The 17609-nt window shown below is 62.4% G+C and carries 13 protein-coding genes; 2 read left to right on the forward strand and 11 right to left on the reverse strand.

Annotated features, from left to right (window positions below; genetic code table 11):
- Positions 1-58: 58 nt before the first annotated feature.
- A complete protein-coding gene (locus tag AC1RKI_RS26095) occupies positions 59-1189 on the reverse strand; it encodes a site-specific integrase (RefSeq protein WP_492797871.1) in 1131 nt (376 codons plus the stop codon).
- Positions 1190-1587: 398 nt separating this feature from the next.
- On the opposite strand from AC1RKI_RS26095, the gene AC1RKI_RS26100 reads away from it, so the two are divergent.
- Complete coding sequence (locus AC1RKI_RS26100) at positions 1588-2571, forward strand: cation diffusion facilitator family transporter (RefSeq protein WP_150982445.1); 984 nt, start codon at positions 1588-1590, stop codon at positions 2569-2571.
- Here AC1RKI_RS26100 and AC1RKI_RS26105 read toward each other — a convergent pair.
- The 10 genes from AC1RKI_RS26105 to AC1RKI_RS26150 form a co-directional block, all read right to left on the reverse strand.
- Positions 2563-3192, reverse strand: a complete 630-nt coding sequence (locus AC1RKI_RS26105; protein ID WP_341248258.1) for a LysE family translocator — start codon at positions 3190-3192, stop codon at positions 2563-2565. The two genes, AC1RKI_RS26100 and AC1RKI_RS26105, sit on opposite strands and share 9 nt — an antisense overlap.
- Positions 3193-3642: 450 nt before the next feature.
- On the reverse strand, positions 3643-4266 hold the full coding sequence (locus AC1RKI_RS26110) for a DNA-3-methyladenine glycosylase I (protein WP_061953551.1): 624 nt from the start codon (positions 4264-4266) through the stop codon (positions 3643-3645).
- Positions 4267-4390: 124 nt separating this feature from the next.
- Complete coding sequence (locus AC1RKI_RS26115; protein WP_492797868.1) at positions 4391-6193, reverse strand: zinc-dependent metalloprotease family protein; 1803 nt, start codon at positions 6191-6193, stop codon at positions 4391-4393.
- 251 nt (positions 6194-6444) lie between these two features.
- Entirely contained in the window at positions 6445-8082 is a 1638-nt protein-coding gene (locus AC1RKI_RS26120; RefSeq protein WP_492797866.1) for a zinc-dependent metalloprotease family protein, read from the reverse strand.
- A 404-nt stretch (positions 8083-8486) separates the two neighbouring features.
- Complete coding sequence (locus tag AC1RKI_RS26125) at positions 8487-10124, reverse strand: carbohydrate-binding protein (protein ID WP_492797865.1); 1638 nt, start codon at positions 10122-10124, stop codon at positions 8487-8489.
- Positions 10125-10201: 77 nt separating this feature from the next.
- Entirely contained in the window at positions 10202-10453 is a 252-nt protein-coding gene (locus AC1RKI_RS26130) for a hypothetical protein (RefSeq protein WP_492797863.1), read from the reverse strand.
- Positions 10454-10483: 30 nt separating this feature from the next.
- Positions 10484-12235 carry a zinc-dependent metalloprotease family protein gene (locus tag AC1RKI_RS26135; RefSeq protein WP_492797861.1) on the reverse strand — a complete coding sequence of 584 codons (1752 nt, stop codon included), beginning with the start codon at positions 12233-12235 and terminating at the stop codon, positions 10484-10486.
- Between the two features lie 244 nt (positions 12236-12479).
- Positions 12480-14342, reverse strand: coding sequence for a M12 family metallo-peptidase (locus tag AC1RKI_RS26140; RefSeq protein ID WP_492797859.1), 1863 nt, complete (start codon positions 14340-14342; stop codon positions 12480-12482).
- Between the two features lie 326 nt (positions 14343-14668).
- The gene (locus AC1RKI_RS26145) at positions 14669-15979 is read right to left on the reverse strand and encodes an MFS transporter (RefSeq protein ID WP_061953565.1); all 1311 of its coding nucleotides are present in this window, start codon (positions 15977-15979) and stop codon (positions 14669-14671) included.
- 121 nt (positions 15980-16100) lie between these two features.
- Positions 16101-16382, reverse strand: coding sequence for a hypothetical protein (locus tag AC1RKI_RS26150; protein ID WP_492797944.1), 282 nt, complete (start codon positions 16380-16382; stop codon positions 16101-16103).
- A 315-nt stretch (positions 16383-16697) separates the two neighbouring features.
- Between AC1RKI_RS26150 and AC1RKI_RS26155 the strand changes: the two genes are divergently transcribed.
- Positions 16698-17579 (forward strand): DODA-type extradiol aromatic ring-opening family dioxygenase, encoded by an 882-nt coding sequence (locus AC1RKI_RS26155; protein ID WP_492797942.1) that lies wholly within the window; start codon positions 16698-16700, stop codon positions 17577-17579.
- The last annotated feature ends 30 nt before the right edge of the window (positions 17580-17609 follow it).

Genomic DNA, 17609 nt, shown 5'->3' on the forward strand with positions numbered 1-17609 from the left:
GGTCGGGAGCTGTGGTGCGTTGGACGCCGGGGTATTACCAGCACTCCATTCCAGTAATCTAACTCAAGCGCTTCGCCAAATCTTCTGCCCTTGGGTGATAGTAGCGCATGAGCATGCGCGGATCCTTGTGCCCAGTGATTTTGGTTAGCTCGTGCAGTGGGAAGATTGATGCAAGTCGCGAGGTGGCCTCGTGGCGAAGGTCGTGAAAGCGTAGATCAGTCAGGAAGCTGGAGCTTGGCCGCAGTTCAGCGGCCCCACACTCCTTGATATAGAGCGCTCGGGCGCGCGCGACTGCTCGCTCGAATGCCCTCGTGACTGCATCGCGGCGAATATTGAATACTTGGCCGGTACTGAACTCATCGCTATCCGCGGATTGTTGCTTAGCGTCAGCCTGAGCCTCCTTTAAGTCTTGAAGCACAGCAACTGCACGGGACGACAGCGGCACATCGCGAGAACTCCCGTTCTTGGTTGCAGGAAGGTGGGCTACTCGACGCTTGAGGTCAACGTGCTCCCAGCGTAGGGCAACGATTTCGCCCCGTCGCATCGCTGTTTCGACGGCCAACGAAACAATTGATGGCAGCAGAGCCGAGCCGCTAGCTGCAACGACCCGTTCAAGCTCGCCGTCCTGTGCCCCGCGACTCGGCTCAACGTTATCGAAATCTGGCACATCCGCTGTTGGATCCCCGACAGCCAGTCGTCGGGTGCGTGCGTTATTGGTTTGCGGCTTGCGTACCAACTCCACGGGGTTCGAGAGGCTTTCCATGCCCCATTCCTTGCGCGCGATGTTGAAAACATGGGAGAGCACCGCCAGGCGGCGAAGCACCGTCGCAGGCTTATACTCCTTCAGCCAATCATCGCGGAGCCTTGCCACATCGGCGCTACGGATCGCGGCCAGCGGCCGCTTTGCTAAGTCGGTAGCTTTGAAAGTTTTGAGAACGGACGACTCAGGATCCGCGCCCTTTTTTGTTGGGGAAATCTCGTCTCCGTAGCGCGCCAGGGCTTCATGGAGAGTCGTCGCCTCGGCTTCACTACGGCTAAGCCATACGCCACGGGACATCTCCGACTCGATCATATTGGCCCAAGCATCTGCCTCCGCCTTAGTGTTGAACGTCTTGCTTTGTGCTGGGTAGCCACGTCGGCGTACCTGTGCCTCCCACTGGTACTGGCCTCTCTTCCGAATGCTCGCCATCTCATCGCCTTTGAAAACTCACTGTGGCAATATTGTGGCAAATAAACCGCAATTCGGCTGAATGGCATATATCACAAAGGATATTTTTACATTCGCAATGCAGAGGTCGGGAGTTCGATCCTCCTTCGGTCCACCAAATACGCCAAAGCATTAAATTCAAAGGGCTCGGAAATCATTCCGGGCCCTTTTTGCATTGGCGCGGCAGCACCGCCGCACAACGATTCGGCGGCGATGCGATGCGCCGCGTACGGTTCGGACAGGACTGGCATGGGGCCGGCTGAACGCCTCGTCACGGCCAGCCCGTCACACCCGCGCCCCCGCTGTCGCGTCCCGCCAAAAATGCTACCTTACGCTTCACAATTCCGGCCCCCCGACCGCGGGCGCAAATTTACCGAGCGATGAAAAGTCAGCGCGAGAGCGAATCCGATACCGATCACTTCAGCCCTGGCGTCGGCAATGGCGCAGAGGCGTCGAGCAGCGCCGACGAGCGGCACGCGGCGGGGCGGCGAAGCACGCTGGTCAGCGTGTTCGTCAATATCGGACTGACCGTCGCGCAGGGGGTGATCGGCGTGATCGCCGGATCGCAGGCGTTGGTGGCGGATTCGCTGCATTCGCTGTCCGATCTGGTGTCCGATTTCGTGGTGCTGTTTGCGGGGCACCATAGCCGCAAGGGCGCCGACAGCGATCATCCGTACGGGCATCAGCGTTTCGAGACCGCGGCGTCGCTGGCGCTTGGGGCGTTGTTGCTGGCCGTCGGGGTCGGCATGCTGTGGGCGGCGGTGGGCAAGATCCAGCATCCGTCCGGCGCGCAGCCGGTGCAGACCGTGGCGCTGTGGGTGGCGCTTATCGCGCTGGCGGCCAAGGAACTGCTGTTCCGCTACATGTTGCGCATCGCCGAGCGCGTGCGCTCCAGCATGCTGGTGGCCAACGCCTGGCATGCGCGATCCGATGCGGCGTCGTCCCTGGTGGTGGCGCTCGGTATCGGCGGCAATCTGCTCGGCTATCACGTGCTCGATCCCGTGGCCGCGATCGTGGTGGGATTGATGGTGTCGCGCATGGGGCTGCGATTCGGCTGGGACGCCATGAACGACCTGATGGATCGCGCCGCCGATGACGACGTCGTCGCGGCGCTACGCGAGGCCATGCTGCAGACGCCGGGCGTGCTCGGCCTGCACGATCTCAAGACGCGCAAGATGGGCGACATGGTGCTGGTCGACGTCCATCTGGAGATCCAGGCAGACCTGACCGTCGAGCAGGGGCACGCGATCGCCAGCGAGGCGCGGCGTCGGGCGATGGCGCGCGACGACGTGCTGAACGTCATGACGCACGTCGACCCTGTCAGGGTGCCGCGCACCGACGCGCCGGCGCGGGCGTCAGCGTAAGTCGCTACGGCGATACAGGCTCAGGCCTACTGCCAGGAACGCAAGCATTCCGGCGCAGCCACGGTTGATCCATTGCACGGCCCGCGCGGACAACGTGCGCATGGCGTGCCGCCCGCCGAAAGCGTAGATCGACATCATCACGATATCCATCGCGGCGGCGATCAGCGCAAGGACGACGTATTGGATCGCCACCGGCTTGTCCGCATGCACGAACTGCGGCACGAATGCCGATGTAAACAAAATCGTCTTGGGATTCGATAGCGCCACCAACAGCGCGCGCAGAAACGCTGCGCGGCCGCTGGCTGACGTGGCGGCGGTCGATGCGCTCAGCGCCTGCGTGGGCGCGCGCCACATCGCTACCGCCAGATAAAGCAGATACGCCGCGCCAATCCACTTGACCGCCGTGAACAGATGCTCCGACGCCTGCAGCACGGCGCCAAGTCCGCAGCCCACCGCGCCAATCAGGATCAGGTCTGCCAGCGCCGCGCCAGCGATGCCGCAGGCGGCGACGCGCATCGGCCGGGTGGCGCCGTTGCTGAGCGCGAGCAGCATCGTCGGGCCTGGCGTGACCATGACGGCCGATACGGCGATCAGGTAAAGAAGCAGGGTTGTGGCGTCCATAACGGGCTCCGGGGGCAAGGTTGCGACAGTGTGATCCGATTCAGCGCAACACGCACGAGCGGCATGTTGTGGACATCCATTGCACAAGGCTGGGGACAACCGCATGAACAGCCTGTGGTCGGGCTGGGGGCGGCTTGTGGGACGTATACGAACAACTTGACGCGTATACGTCAATCGTCTTGCCGGCCGCAAAGGTTGTGCACCGCTGTCCACCTCGGCGCAGCCCGCTTGCCAAGCGGGTTATCTTTTTTCCAACCCATTGATGGGCAAGGGGAAATTCGGGTTATCCACCGAAATGCCCTAGTGTTAACCATTACTACTACTATTTATGTATACGTAAACAATATGAGTATACGTATACGGGCTGTTTCAGAATCCGCAAGCGCTGGCGGCCGGTGCGCCCCCTATCCGTTCCATGTACGCCGACGGCGCGTGCACGGCCGATCCAGTTCAGCGTGGCACCTGGAACGACTTGCGCGCACGCAGCGCCAGCGCGCGCGTCGAGCAGCCGTCCATGTGATCGTTGACCAGCCCCATCGCCTGCATCAGCGCATACATCGTGGTCGGGCCTACGAACTTCCAGCCGCGCTTTTTCAGATCCTTCGACAATGCCGTCGATTCGGGACTGATCGCCATCGTGCGTAACACCTCGGGCGTCAGCGTTTTCGGCCGGGTCTTGGGATCGGGCTCGAACTTCCAGAAATAGGCGGCCAGCGACGATTCGGTTTCGAGCAGTTCCTGCGCGCGTTTGGCGTTATTGATGGCTGCTTCGATCTTGCCGCGATGGCGCACGATGCCGGCATCGCCGAGTAGCCGTTGCACATCGCGTTCGGTGAAGCGCGCGACCTTGTCGATCTCGAAATTGTGGAAGGCCTTGCGGAACGCCTCCCGCTTGCGCAGGATGGTCAGCCAGCTCAGGCCGGACTGGAATCCTTCCAGGCAGAGTTTCTCGAACAGCCTCCGATCGTCGTCGACCGGAAAGCCCCACTCGTTATCGTGATAGTGGCAATAGTCTTCCAGGTCGCCACACCAGCCGCAGCGTACCTGGGTCTGCGGCGCGGACTTCGTTGTCATTGGTCTGGGCTCCGTGCAAACGTGGTTTCAATGCACGACAGCATAACGGAGCCCAGGCGCCAACGATGGCAGGAGTCATGGCAGCAGGCCCAAAGATGCTGCGGCAGACTCCGGATCGTCCCGACTATCGCCAGGTGGCGGCGGTTCCGCGCCGCTCCTCAAGCACGCGCGCGTTGTCGTGGAGGCTGTCACCGGTCGCTCGTCCCTGATAGAAGATGTTTGGCGACGACCAGTAGTTCACCCGCGGGCACTTGCCGCCAGAACTGCATTCGCCTGCCATGATCGTGCGCCACTTGCCCGGCACGATATAGCCGTACCCATAATCGAAGTACGGGTTTGTTTCTTGGCGCTCAGGGTTGTGCATGGCGCCCAGCAGATGGCCGATTTCATGGACGAAGGACAGTGTGCCTGTCGCACAGATGTTCCCCACGGTGGCAAACGCCCGTTCCGCATTCGCCTTAAGATATGCCCGGCCGCAGAGTTCCCGCGCATTCAGCAGCAGCACCACGATGTTGGCGTTGGTGTTTGCGCGTACCGTGTGCAGGTCGTCCATATAGCCGTCGCTCTTGTCGATGGCACGGAGCAGGTCGGTCAGGTACGAACCGGTTTCGGTGTAGTTCTTGACGACGTAGGTGCCTGCCAGTTCGAAGCGGATCTTGATCTTGCTGTTCTCGAAACCCTGGTTGGATTCCGCGATGGCCACCTGTGCGAGGCCGTCCAGATCGGCGATGTTGGCCTTGGCTTCCGGCGTGGCGGTGACCAGTATCCTGAGCGTGGTCAGATCTGATGAAGGCGAAGGCGCAGGCGCAGGCGCAGGCGAAGGCGAAGGCGAAGGCGAAGGCGAAGGCGAAGGCGAAGGCGAAGGCGAAGGCGAAGGCGCCGGGGTGGGCGACGGCGATGGCGATGGCGATGGTGCAGGCGCAGGTGCAGGCGCGGGGCTGGGCGCGCTGCACGCGCCGATATCCTTCCACGCGCCATATGGCCCGGCCTTGGACGGGTCGTCGCCGCGCGTCCACCATTTGCTCTCATAGTTCCGATTGCCCTGCGTCACCTTGATGCCCGCGCTGGCATAGGTCTGGCTGGACGACCACGCGCCGTAACACGATGCCGCTGGGGCTGGCGAAGGAGCTGGTGATGGCGATGGCGATGGCGATGGCGATGGTACAGGTGCCGGTGTTGGCGCAGGTGTCGGAGCCGGAGCTGGAGCTGGAGCTGGAGCCCCACCGGAGCACGGGCCCAGATCCTTCCAGGCGCCATACGGCTTGGTCGGATCCGGCGTCTCGCCGCGCGTCCACCACTTGTTCTCGAATTTGCGGCCGTTGTGGGTCACCTTGTTGCCCGGCTTGTCGTAGATCGTCGACGAAGACCACGCCGCAAAGCAGGCGTCGGTGCTGTTGGCATCCGCCTCTTCAATCGGCGGGCCGTCGGCAGGCAGCTTGGATTCGTCGATTTCGATCACGGCGTGATCGCCGTCGACCAGCGGCTGGATGGCGTAAAGCTTGGCGTTCAGGCGCACTGTTCCGGTCACGCGATTGCCGTTACGCACCAGAAACACCGCGTTGGCTGGATCGTCGGCCGGCGCATCCGCATCCTGCCCGGCGCGCAGCAGCTGCGGCCGGAAATTGCCGGTCCACGTCTGGGTGCCGTCGGCATTGGTTTGGAAGCGTGTGCGCCGCGCGGTGGCAACCACCCCTTTCGGAAGGTCCAGCGTGATCTGGTCGGAATCGGCGGATACGACATCGCTTTGTGCCGCCGCGACGCTGAAATCCTCGGTGGCGGGGTTTTCCGTAATCTGACTGACTGCGGGCGATGCTTTCAGAAGCGTTCGCTTTACAAACAGTCGATTTTCAGCGCAATAGGCGTGGGTAGAAACAGAGAATGCAATGACGCCCGAAATCACACGTAGCCTGCCGTATTTTTTTGCCATGGAATTTCCCCTTCTGCCGCAAGGCCGTGCTCGCGATGGCATCCAGATAAGGAAAATAGCGTTTTGATTTCAAGGGTCTCCATATTGGATTGGCGCATTCTGAAATAAACATGGCGGCTCGGAATTATCTCGTCGATAAAATTAAAAGAGTCGGTGAATGAAACTGGAAATAAAAAAAGCCAGCGCGATGGCTGGCTTTTGCGATGTGGCGGATCGCCGCGAGGCGGGGTCCTTGTTGGTGGCGCCGGCGGTTATCGCCAGGTGGCGGCAGTTTCTCGGCGCTCGTTCAGCACGCGCGCGTTGTCGTGGCCGCTGTCGCCTGTCGCGCGCCCCTGATAGAAGACGTTTGGCGACGACCAGTAATTGATGGTCGGGCACTTGCCGCCGGAGGTGCATTGATAGGACATGATCGTGCGCCACTTGCCCGGCACGATGGTGCCGTACCCGTAGGGGAAGTTCGGGTTTCTGCTGATCTCAGTGTTGTGCGTGGCGCCCAGCAGATGGCCGATCTCATGGGCGAACGAGTAATTGCCGACGGCGCAGGTGCGCCCCACGGTGGCAAACGCCGTTGCCGCGTCCGCTTTGAGGTACGCCAGCCCGCAGTATTGCCGCGAAGCCAGCAGCACGACGACGATATTGGCGTTGGTGTTTGCCCGGACGGTGTGCAGGTCGTCCATATAGCCGTCGTCCTTGACGCGGGCACGGTCCAGCTCGGTGTCGTACGATTCGGTTGCGGTGTAGTTCTTGACGACATAGGTGCCTGCCAGTTCGAGGCGGATATTGACCTTGCTGTTCTCGAAACCCTGGTTGGATTCCGCGATGGACAATTGCGCCAGGCCGTCCAGATCGGCGATGTTGGCCTTGGCATCCGGCGTGGCCGCGACCAGTATCCTGAGCGTGGTCACCGCTGACGAAGGCGCAGGAGCCGGCGCAGGAGCGGGCGAGGGCGAAGGCGAAGGCGAAGGCGATGGTGCAGGTGCAGGTGCAGGTGCAGGGCTGGGCGCGCTGCATGCGCCGATGTCCTTCCACGCGCCATATGGCCCGGCCTTGGACGGGTCGTCGCCCCGCGTCCACCATTTGCTCTCATAGTTCCGATTGCCATGCGTCACCTGGATGCCGGCCTTGGCATAGGTCTGGCTGGACGACCAAGCGCCGTAACACGATGCCGCTGGTGCTGGTGCTGGTGTTGGCGCTGGTGTTGGTGTTGGAGTTGGTGTTGGTGCTGGCGACGGCGACGGCGACGGCGACGGCGACGGCGACGGACCGGGCGCGGGAGCTGGAGCCGGAGCACCCCCGGAGCACGGGCCCAGGTCCTTCCAGGCGCCATACGGCTTGGTCGGATCAGGCGTTTCGCCGCGCGTCCACCACTTGTTCTCAAACTTGCGGCCGTTGTGGCTCACCTGCTTGCCCGGCTTGTCGTAGATCGTCGACGAGGACCACGCCGCATAGCAGGCATTGGCGCTATCGGCTTCCGCCGCCTCAATTGGCGCGCCACCGAGAGGCAGCTTTGATTCATCGATTTCGATCACGGCGTGATCGCCGTCGACCAGCGGCTGGATGGCGTACAGCTTGGAGTTCAGGCGCACCGACCCGGTCACACGGTTACCATTGCGCACCAGGAACACGGCGTTGGCCGGATCGTCGGCCGGTGCATCCGCATCCTGCCCGGCGCGCAGCAGCTGCGGCCGGAAATTGCCGGTCCACGTCTGGGTGCCGTCGGCATTGGTTTGAAAACGGGTGCGCCGCGCGGTGGCGACCACGCCTTTCGGGAGGTCCAGCGTGATCTGGTCGGAATCGGCGGATACGACATCGCTTTGTGCCGCCGCGACGCTGAAATCCTCGGTGGCGGGATTTTCCGTAATCTGACTGACTGCGGGCGATGCTTTCAAAAGCGTTCGCTTTACAAACAGTCGATTTTCAGCGCAATAGGCGTGGGCAGAGACAGAGAATGCAATGACGCCCGAAATCACACGTAGCCTGCCGTATTTTTTTGCCATGGAGTTTCCCCTTCTGCCGCGAGGCCGTCCTCGCGATGGCATCCAGATAAGGAAAATAGCGTTTTGATTTCAAGGGTATCCATATTGGATTGGCGTATTCTGAAATAAGCATGGCGGCTCGGAATTATCTCGTCGATAAAATAAAAGCGTCGGTGAATGAAACTGGAAATAAAAAAAGCCAGCGCGTTGGCTGGCTTTTGCGATGTTGCGGATCGCCGCGAGGCGGGGTCCTTGTTGGCAAGGAGTCTATGGCAGCCGTCCCGACGACGCCTGCGCGGGATTCCCGGTGGTTCCGGCTATCGCCAAGTGGCGGCGGTGCCGCGGCGCTCGTTCAGCACGCGCGCATTGTCATGGAGACTGTCTCCGGTTGCGCGTCCCTGATATAAGACGTTTGGCGACGACCAGAAATTGACGCGCGGACAACTGCCGCCGGAGGTGCACTCATACGCCATGATCGTGCGCCACTTGCCAGGCACCGCGTAAGCGTACCCATATTCGTAGTAGTAGTTTTTGCTGACCCCATCGTTGTGCGTGGCGCCCAGCAGATGGCCGATCTCGTGGGCGAACGAAAGATTACCAGTCGCACAGGTGTGCCCCACGACGGCAAACGCCGTTGGCGAGCTTGCCCTGAGTCCCGCCATGCCGCAGTATTCCCGCGAGTCCAGCAGCAGGACGACGACGTTGGCGCTGGTGTTTGCCCGCACCGTGTGCAGGTCGTCCATATAGCCGTCGTCCTTGACGCGGGCGTTGTACAGGTCGGTGTTGTACGAACCGCTTTCGTGGTAGTCCTTGACGACGTAGGTGCCTGCCAGTTCGAAGCGGATTTTGACCTTGCTGTTCTCGAAGCCCTGGTTGGATTCGGCGATGGCCAGTTGCGCCAGCCCGTCCAGATCGGCGATCTTGCCCATGGTTTCCGGCGTGGCCGCGACCAGTATCCTGAGCGTGGTCAGATCCGACGAAGGCGCAGGCGCAGGCGAAGGCGCAGGCGAAGGCGAAGGCGAAGGCGAAGGCGAAGGCGAAGGCGAAGGCGAAGGGGTGGGCGCAGGTGCGGGGCTGGGCGCGCCACATGCGCCAATGTCCTTCCACGCGCCGTATGGCCCGGCCTTGGACGGGTCGTCGCCCCGCGTCCACCATTTGCTCTCATAGTTCCGATTGCCATGCGTCACCTTGAGGCCCGCGCTGGCATAGGTCTGGCTGGACGACCACGCGCCGTAACACGATGCCGCTGGTGCTGGTGCTGGTGCTGGTGCTGGTGCTGGCGATGGCGATGGCGATGGCGATGGCGATGGTACAGGTGCCGGTGTTGGCGCAGGTGTCGGAGCCGGAGCTGGCGCACTCCCGGAGCACGGGCCCAGATCCTTCCAGGCGCCATACGGCTTGGACGGATCCGGCGTTTCGCCGCGCGTCCACCACTTGTTCTCGAACTTGCGGCCGTTGTGGGTCACCTTGTTGCCCGGCTTGTCGTAGATCGTCGACGAAGACCAGGCGGCATAGCAGGCGTCGGCGCTGTTGGCATCCGCCTCTTCAATCGGCGGGGCGTCGGGAGGCAGCTTGGATTCGTCGATTTCGATCACGGCATGATCGCCGCCGGCCAGCGGCTGGATGGCGTAAAGCTTGGCATTCAGGCGGACCGTTCCGGTCACGCGATTGCCATTGCGCACCAGGAACACGGCGTTCTCCGGATCGTCGGCCGGTGCATCCGCATCGTGCCCGGCGCGCAGCAGTTGCGGGCGGAAATTGCCGGTCCACGTCTCGGTGCCATCGGCGTTGGTTTGAAAGCGTGTGCGCCGCGCGGTGGCGACCACGCCTTTCGGGAGGTCGAGCGTGATCTGGTCGGAATCGTTGGATACCACATCGCTTTGTGCCGCCGCGACGCTGAAATCCTCGGTGGCCGGATTTTCCGTAATCTGACTGACTGCGGGCGATGCTTTCAAAAGCGTTCGCTTTACAAACAGTCGATTTTCAGCGCAATAGGCGTGGGTAGAAACAGAGAATGCAATGACGCCCGAAATCACACGTAGCCTACCGTATTTTTTTGCCATGGAATTTCCCCTTCTGCCGCAAGGCCGTGCTCGCGATGGCATCCAGATAAGGAAAATAGCGTTTTGATTTCAAGGGTCTCCATATTGGATTGGCGCATTCTGAAATAAGCATGGCGGCTCGGAATTATCTCGTCGATAAAATTAAAAGCGTCGATAACTGAAACGGGAAACAAAAAAGCCAGCGCGATGGCTGGCTTTTGCGATGTAGCGGGTAACCGCAAAGGCGCGGTTCTTATTGGTGACGCTGGCGCCTATCGCCAGGTGGCGGCGGTTTCTCGGCGTTCGTTCAGCACGCGCGCGTTGTCATGGAGGCTATCTCCGGTCGCGCGTCCTTGATAGAAGACGTTTGGCGATGACCAGAAATTGATGCGAGGGCAGCTGCCGCCGGAAGTGCACTCATACGCCATGACAGTGCGCCACTTGCCCGGCACGATGGTGCCGTACCCGTAGGGGAAGTTCGGATTTGTGCTGATCTCATTGTTGTGCGTGGCGCCCAGCAGATGGCCGATCTCGTGGGCGAACGTCAGTACGCCGGTCGCACAGTTGCGCCCCACGGTGGCAAACGCCGATGCCGCGTTCGCCTTGACGTACGCCATGCCGCAGTATTCCCGCGAGTTCAGCAGCACGACGACGATGTTGGCGCTGGTGTTTGCCCGTACCGTGTGCAGGTCATCCATATAGCCGTCGCCCTTGACGCGGGCGCGGCTCAGCTCGGTACTGTACGAACCGGTTTCGGTGTAGTTCTTGACGACATAGGTGCCTGCCAGTTCGAAGCGGATCTTGATCTTGCTGTTCTCGAAACCCTGATTGGATTCCGCGATGGCCAATTGCGCCATGCCGTCCAGATCGGCGATGTTGGCCTTGGCTTGCGGCGTGGCCGTGACCAGTATCCTGAGCGTGGTCAGATCCGACGCAGGTGCAGGTGCAGGTGCAGGTGCGGGGGTGGGCGATGGCGATGGTGCCGGTGCCGGCGCGGGGCTGGGCGCGCTACATGCGCCAATATCCTTCCACGCGCCATATGGCCCGGCCTTGGACGGGTCGTCGCCGCGCGTCCACCATTTGCTCTCATAGTTCCGATTGCCATGCGTCACCTTGAGGCCCGCGCTGGCATAGGTCTGGCTGGACGACCACGCGCCGTAACACGATGCCGCTGGTGCTGGTGCTGGTGCTGGCGATGGCGATGGCGATGGCGATGGCGATGGCGATGGCGATGGCGATGGCGATGGCGATGGCGATGGCGATGGCGATGGTACAGGTGCCGGTGTTGGCGCAGGTGTCGGAGCCGGAGCTGGCGCACTCCCGGAGCACGGGCCCAGATCCTTCCAGGCGCCATACGGCTTGGTCGGATCCGGCGTCTCGCCGCGCGTCCACCACTTGTTCTCGAATTTGCGGCCGTTGTGGCTCACCTGCTTGCCCGGCTTGTCGTAGATCGTCGACGAGGACCACGCCGCATAGCAGGCGTCCGCGCTGTCGGTGTCCGCCTCTTCAAGCGGCGCGGCGTCGGCAGGCAGCTTGGATTCGTCGATTTCGATCACGGCGTGATCGCCGTCGGCCAGCGGCTGGATCGCGTAAAGCTTGGCGTTCAGGCGCACTGTTCCGGTCACGCGATTGCCGTTACGCACCAGAAACACCGCGTTGGCCGGATCGTCGGCCGGTGCATCCGCATCCTGCCCGGCGCGCAGCAGCTGCGGCCGGAAATTGCCGGTCCACGTCTGGGTGCCGTCGGCATTGGTTTGAAAACGGGTGCGCCGCGCCGTGGCAACCACGCCTTTCGGGAGGTCCAGCGTGATCTGGTCGGAATCGGCGGATACGACATCGCTTTGTGCCGCCGCGACGCTGAAATCCTCGGTGGCGGGATTTTCCGTAATCTGACTGACTGCCGGCGATGCTTTCAGAAGCGTCCGCTTTACAAACAGTCGATTTTCAGCGCAATAGGCGTGGGTAGAAACAGAGAATGCAATGACGCCCGAAATCACACGTAGCCTGCCGTATTTTTTTGCCATGGAATTTCCCCTTCTGCCGCGAGGCCGTGCTCGCGATGGCATTCAGATAAGGAAAATGGCGTTTTGATTTCAAGGGTCTCCATATTGGATTGGCGCATTCTGAAATAAGCATGGCGGCTCTGAATTATCTCGTCGATAAAATTAAAAGCGTCGGTGAATGAAATCGAAAATAAAAAAGCCAGCGCGTTGGCTGGCTTTTGCGATGTTGCGGATCGGTGCGCGGCGAGGGCCTTATTGTTCCCGGCTATTGCCAGGTTGCCGCGGTCTTGCGGCGTTGGTCCAGCACCCGCCGGTTATCGTGCTTGGTCGCGTCGCCCAGTGGCACGCCCCGGAAGCTCAGTGTTGGCGAGGACCAGTAATTCAAACGCGGGCAGTCTCCACCACTGGAGCAGGAATACGCCATGATCGTGCGCCATTTGCCCGGCAGCTTGTAGCCATAGCCGTATGGATAGTTCTTGTTGGTGCTGGTCTGCTCGTCATGCGTGGCGCCAAGCAGGTGGCCGATCTCGTGCGCGAACGTGTAGTTGCCGATGGCGCACGTGCGGCCGACGGCGGTGAAGGCCGTGCTTGCCGTGGCATTGACGGCAGCGAGGCCGCATTCGCCGCTTGAATTCAGGAGCACGGTGACGATGTTGGCTCTGGTGCTGGCGCGGACAGCGTGCAGATCGTCCATGGCGCCATCGTTCTTGCTCCTGGCACGGGCTAGCTGATCGTGGAAGGTGCCGCTTTCGACGTAGTCGGGAATGACATAGGTGCCCGCCAGTTCAAACCGGATCGGCAGGTTGCTGTTCTCGAAGCCCTGGTTGGATTCGGCGATGGCCAGTTGCGCCATGCCATCCAGATCGGCGATGTTGGCTTTTGCCTGCTTCGTCGCAGCCACCAGAACGCGTAGCGTGGTCATATCCGATACGGGCGCGGGAGCTGGCGTTGGAGTCGGAGCCGGAGCCGGAGCCGGAGCTGGCGTTGGTGTCGGAGTCGGAACGGGAACCGGCGATGGTGTCGGAGCGGGAGCTGGCGTTGGTGTCGGAGTCGGAACGGGAGCCGGCGATGGTGTCGGAGCGGGAGCTGGCGTTGGTGTCGGAGCCGGAGCGGGAGCTGGAGTTGGTGCCGGAGTCGGAGTCGGAGTCGGAGTCGGAGTCGGAGCCGGAGCCGGAGCCGGAGCCGGAGTCGGAGTCGGAGTCGGAGTCGGAGTCGGAGTCGGAGTCGGAGCGGGCGATGGTGTCGGAGCCGGAGTGGGCGCTGGGGATGGTGTCGGCGCCGGAACGGGAGCCGGAGCCGGGGGGGCCTCGCAGGCGCCGATATCCTTCCACGCGCCATAGGGCCCGGCCTGGGACGGATCGTCGCCGCGCGTCCACCATTTGCTCTGGTAGTTTCTGCCGGCATGCGTGACCTTGATTCCGGCCGTCGCATAGGTCTGGGTCTTCGACCATGCGGCGTTGCACGTCGCGGCCGAAGGGGATGGCGACGGCGACGGCGACGGTGAGGGCGATGGCGATGGCGATGGCGAGCCGCATGCCCCCAGGTCTTTCCATGCGCCGTACGGCTTGGTCGGGTCCGGCGTTTCGCCGCGCGTCCACCACTTGTTTTCGAAGCTGCGGCCGCCGTGCGACACCTTCGCTCCTGGCTTGGCGTATATCTCCGAGGCCGACCAGGCCGTGTAGCACGAGGCATCCGACGCTTCCTCGTCATTCGCTACTTCGGGCTCGGATTCTGGCGGAAGACTGGACTCGTCGACTTCGATCACGACGTGATCGCCACCTTCCAGCGGCTGGATCGTGTAGAGCTTGCTGTTCAGGCGCACCGACCCGGTGACCTGATTGCCATTGCGCAGCAGGATCACGGAATTGGCAGGGTCCTCGGTGGCCTCGCCAGAATCCTGTCCGGCTTTGAGCAGCTTGGGACGGAACGAGCCTTTCCAGATCTGCGTGCCGTCAGGGTTGGTCTCGAACTGAACGCGCCGCGCCGTAGCCACCACGCCCTTGGGCAATTCCAGCGTGATGCTGTCCGATTCTTGCGCGACGATGTTGCTCTGCACTGCCGTGACGCTAAGGTCTCCGGTGCCGGGGGATTGCAGCATCGCGCCAACCGTGGGGGAGGCTTTCAGCAAGGAGCGTTTGACGAATAGTCGATTATCTTCGCTGTGAGCATGTGCCGAAACCGATAAAAGAATGGCACTGGAAATAACGCGTAGTATCCCGATTTTTCTTGCCATGGAGATTCCCCTTCTTCTGCGGGAAACATCCCGCAGTCGCAATCCAGAAAAGAAAAATAACCTGTGCAATACAAGGGTGTTATTTTTTTAATATGCAGTACTGCAATGTATCGAATGACCGAGTGTTTTCGCAAATAACAATCGCGATTATTTGAATCGGCGGACCATATAAAAAAGCCAGCCCGGAGGCTGGCTTTTTTTGCTGGCGGAGGGATTGTCGCTCAGGCCAGTTTCTTGCCGGTGCGGTCGTGCATGAAAAGCAGCGCGACAAAGCTGATGGCGGCGGCGGCAATCACATAGAACGCCGGCGCCAGCTTGTTATGCGTCGACTCGATCAGCCACGTCACGATCAGCGGAGCGAAGCCGCCGAAAATGGTCACCGCGAAGTTGTACGCCAGCGACAAGCCGGTGGAGCGCACTTCGGTCGGGAACTGCTCTGCCAACACGGCCGGCGCCGGTCCCGTAAATGCAGCCAGCAGAATGCCCAGCACGATCTGCACCTGCAGCAGCGTCGATGTGGTCGGCGATACGTTGAGCCAGTGGAACAGCGGGTAAGCCAACGCCAGGATCAGTAGCGCCACGACGCTGAGCATGCGCTTGCGGCCGACGCGGTCAGACAGCATGCCCATCAGCGGGCACAGCACCAGGATGATGGCGCCGCAGATCGCGGTCGACTGGAACGTTGCACCCAGTGGCAGTCCCAGTTGCTGCTTGGCGTACGACGGCATGTAGAACACCAGCACGTAGGTGCAGACGGTCCACAGGATGGTGACGCCCAGGCCAGCCAGCACTTCGCGCGGATGGTCGCGCAGCACTTGCGACAGCGGCGAGAACTTGACCTTGCTGGCGCGGCGTTCGGCTTGGCGCGCCTCGAACTCGGGCGGCTCTTCCAGGTGGGATCGGATATACATGCCGACCGGGCCGATCAACAGCCCGAACAGGAACGGGATGCGCCAGCCCCATGCGTCGATCTGGGCCTGGTCGAGGCCGTTGGTCACCAGTGCGCCCATCGCGGCGCCCAGCATGAAAGAAATCCCCTGGCTGGCCTGCTGCCAGCTTGCGTAGGCGCCGCGTTCGGCGTCAGGGGCGTGCTCGATCAGGAAGGCGGTCGCGCCGCCGACTTCGCCGCCGGCCGAAAAACCCTGGATCAGGCGGGCCAGCACGATCAGCGCCGGGGCCCACAGGCCGATCGACTGATAAGTGGGCGCCAGGCCGATGATCGCGGTACCCAGCGCCATCAGCAGAATCGTCAGCGTCAGCGCCGCCTTGCGGCCGACGCGGTCGGCATAAACGCCCAGCACGATTGCGCCGACCGGGCGCATGAAAAAGCCTACGCCAAAGGTGGCGACGGTCAGCAGGAACGAAGTCAGATCATCGCCGGTGGGAAAGAAAAGCTTGGCGATAATGACGGCAAAGAAGCTGTAGACGGTGAAGTCGAACCACTCCAGGCCATTGCCGATGGTGGCGGCGATGATCGCGCGTCGTCGGGTGGCTCTGGAGAGATCGTTGGCAGTTGTTGCGGTAACGGACATGAGGCGAGAACAACGAGGAAAGAACCGGTGGATGCCCCCGCCGATGTGTCCCGGCGGTGACGCAAGCCGCCATATTAAGCGATTCCTTACAGATGGGACGAAAGCGGCGGACGGGTCCGGCCTAGCTCTGGCCGACGTTGGACTGCGATTCGGCGGGCGCGCCCATGTCGAGCGGCTGGAGCGCTTCAAGCGTCTTGCGCGGGGGCGGCCGCTTGCGCGTGAACCAGAGCCACGCGCCGCTGGCGAGCCAGCCGGTCATGAAAACCGTGTCGCCCGCGTGATTGATCAATGCCGAGGCACCGGGATGGCCAACCACTTCGGCCAGCATGTCGGCTGGCAGCCGGGCCACGATCCACAGCAGCAGGGCAGGGCCGCTCCCATAGACGCCGGGCTGCCACCACAGCGCGTGGGGCAGGGCGTGCAAGGGATCGAAACGCTTCGACACAGGGCTCTCCGGCTGGATGCATTCATGGCATCCGAGCCAATATCATAGGCCGATTCGCCTTGCGGCTGTCGTCGCCGTGGACAAACGGCCATGCCAGTGTGTGCCGGATCCCACGCTTGCGCATCGCGGACGCTGGGCCCGGTGTGAAGTAAGCGTCCGAGGTTCAAGTTTTTTGCACGAGGTGTCCGCAAATGGCTACGCCCACGGCGCGCCATCGTTGCCAGACTGATGTCATTGCATAAAACAGCTGAACGGCTTGCCGCCATGACTACCCTGCTTCCCGCCATTTATGTGTCCCACGGATCGCCCATGCTGGCGATCGACCCCGGCCCGACCGGCGCCGCGTTCGATGCGCTCGGCGCACGCCTGCGCGCGCTCAAGCCGAAGGCCGTGCTGATCGTGTCCGCGCACTGGATCTACAGCACGCTGGCGGTCGGCACGCGCGCGCGACAGGAAGCGTGGCACGACTTCGGCGGTTTTCCGCGCGAGCTCTACATGCTGCGCTACGACGCGCCGGGATCGCCGGAACTGGCCGTGCGGGTCAAGACGTTGATCGAGGCGGCGGCAATCCCCGGCGCGGGCTTCGTCGCCGAGGACGAAGAGCGTCCGCTGGACCACGGCGCGTGGATGCCGATGCGGCATTTCTTTCCGGACGCCGATATGCCGGTGGTGCAACTGGCCTTCAATCCGTATCTGACCCCAGCCACGCAGATCGACATCGGCCGCGCGCTGGGGCCGTTGCGCGAGGAAGGCGTGCTTGTGATCGGCTCGGGCAGCTTTACGCACAACCTCCAGGAAGTGTTCGGCGGCGGCGAGCGCCGCGCGCAACACGGTCCGGCAACCGAGCCCTATGTCGATGCGTTCCGCAACTGGATGATCGACGCGCTCGACGAGACGCTGGCCACGGGCGATGTCGGTCGCATTGCCGATTACCGCGCGCAGGCGCCGTATGCGCGCCGCGCGCATCCGACCGACGAGCATCTGCTGCCGTTCTACGTCACGCTGGGTGCGGCGCTGGGACCGGCCGCCACGCCGGGCGAGGCGGCCCGCGTCACGCGCGTGGCCGACGAGGTGACGTACGGCGTACTGGCGATGGATACCTTCGTCTTCGACGGCATGGGCGCCGGGCGCGCAGCGGCGTCGCGCGCGGCATAGGCCGCGGGATTGGCGCGACATCGGCGCCGG

Source organism: Cupriavidus sp. GW822-FHT06G04, assembly GCF_058799075.1.

What these genes read in the sequence shown, in the direction of transcription:
- AC1RKI_RS26095 (WP_492797871.1), bottom strand. Translation starts at nt 1,189, where the DNA reads ATGGCGAGCATTCGGAAGAGAGGCCAGTACCAGTGGGAGGCACAGGTA.
- AC1RKI_RS26105 (WP_341248258.1), bottom strand. Translation starts at nt 3,192, where the DNA reads ATGGACGCCACAACCCTGCTTCTTTACCTGATCGCCGTATCGGCCGTC.
- AC1RKI_RS26145 (WP_061953565.1), bottom strand. Translation starts at nt 15,979, where the DNA reads ATGTCCGTTACCGCAACAACTGCCAACGATCTCTCCAGAGCCACCCGA.
- AC1RKI_RS26110 (WP_061953551.1), bottom strand. Translation starts at nt 4,266, where the DNA reads ATGACAACGAAGTCCGCGCCGCAGACCCAGGTACGCTGCGGCTGGTGT.
- AC1RKI_RS26100 (WP_150982445.1), top strand. Translation starts at nt 1,588, where the DNA reads ATGAAAAGTCAGCGCGAGAGCGAATCCGATACCGATCACTTCAGCCCT.
- AC1RKI_RS26135 (WP_492797861.1), bottom strand. Translation starts at nt 12,235, where the DNA reads ATGGCAAAAAAATACGGCAGGCTACGTGTGATTTCGGGCGTCATTGCA.
- AC1RKI_RS26115 (WP_492797868.1), bottom strand. Translation starts at nt 6,193, where the DNA reads ATGGCAAAAAAATACGGCAGGCTACGTGTGATTTCGGGCGTCATTGCA.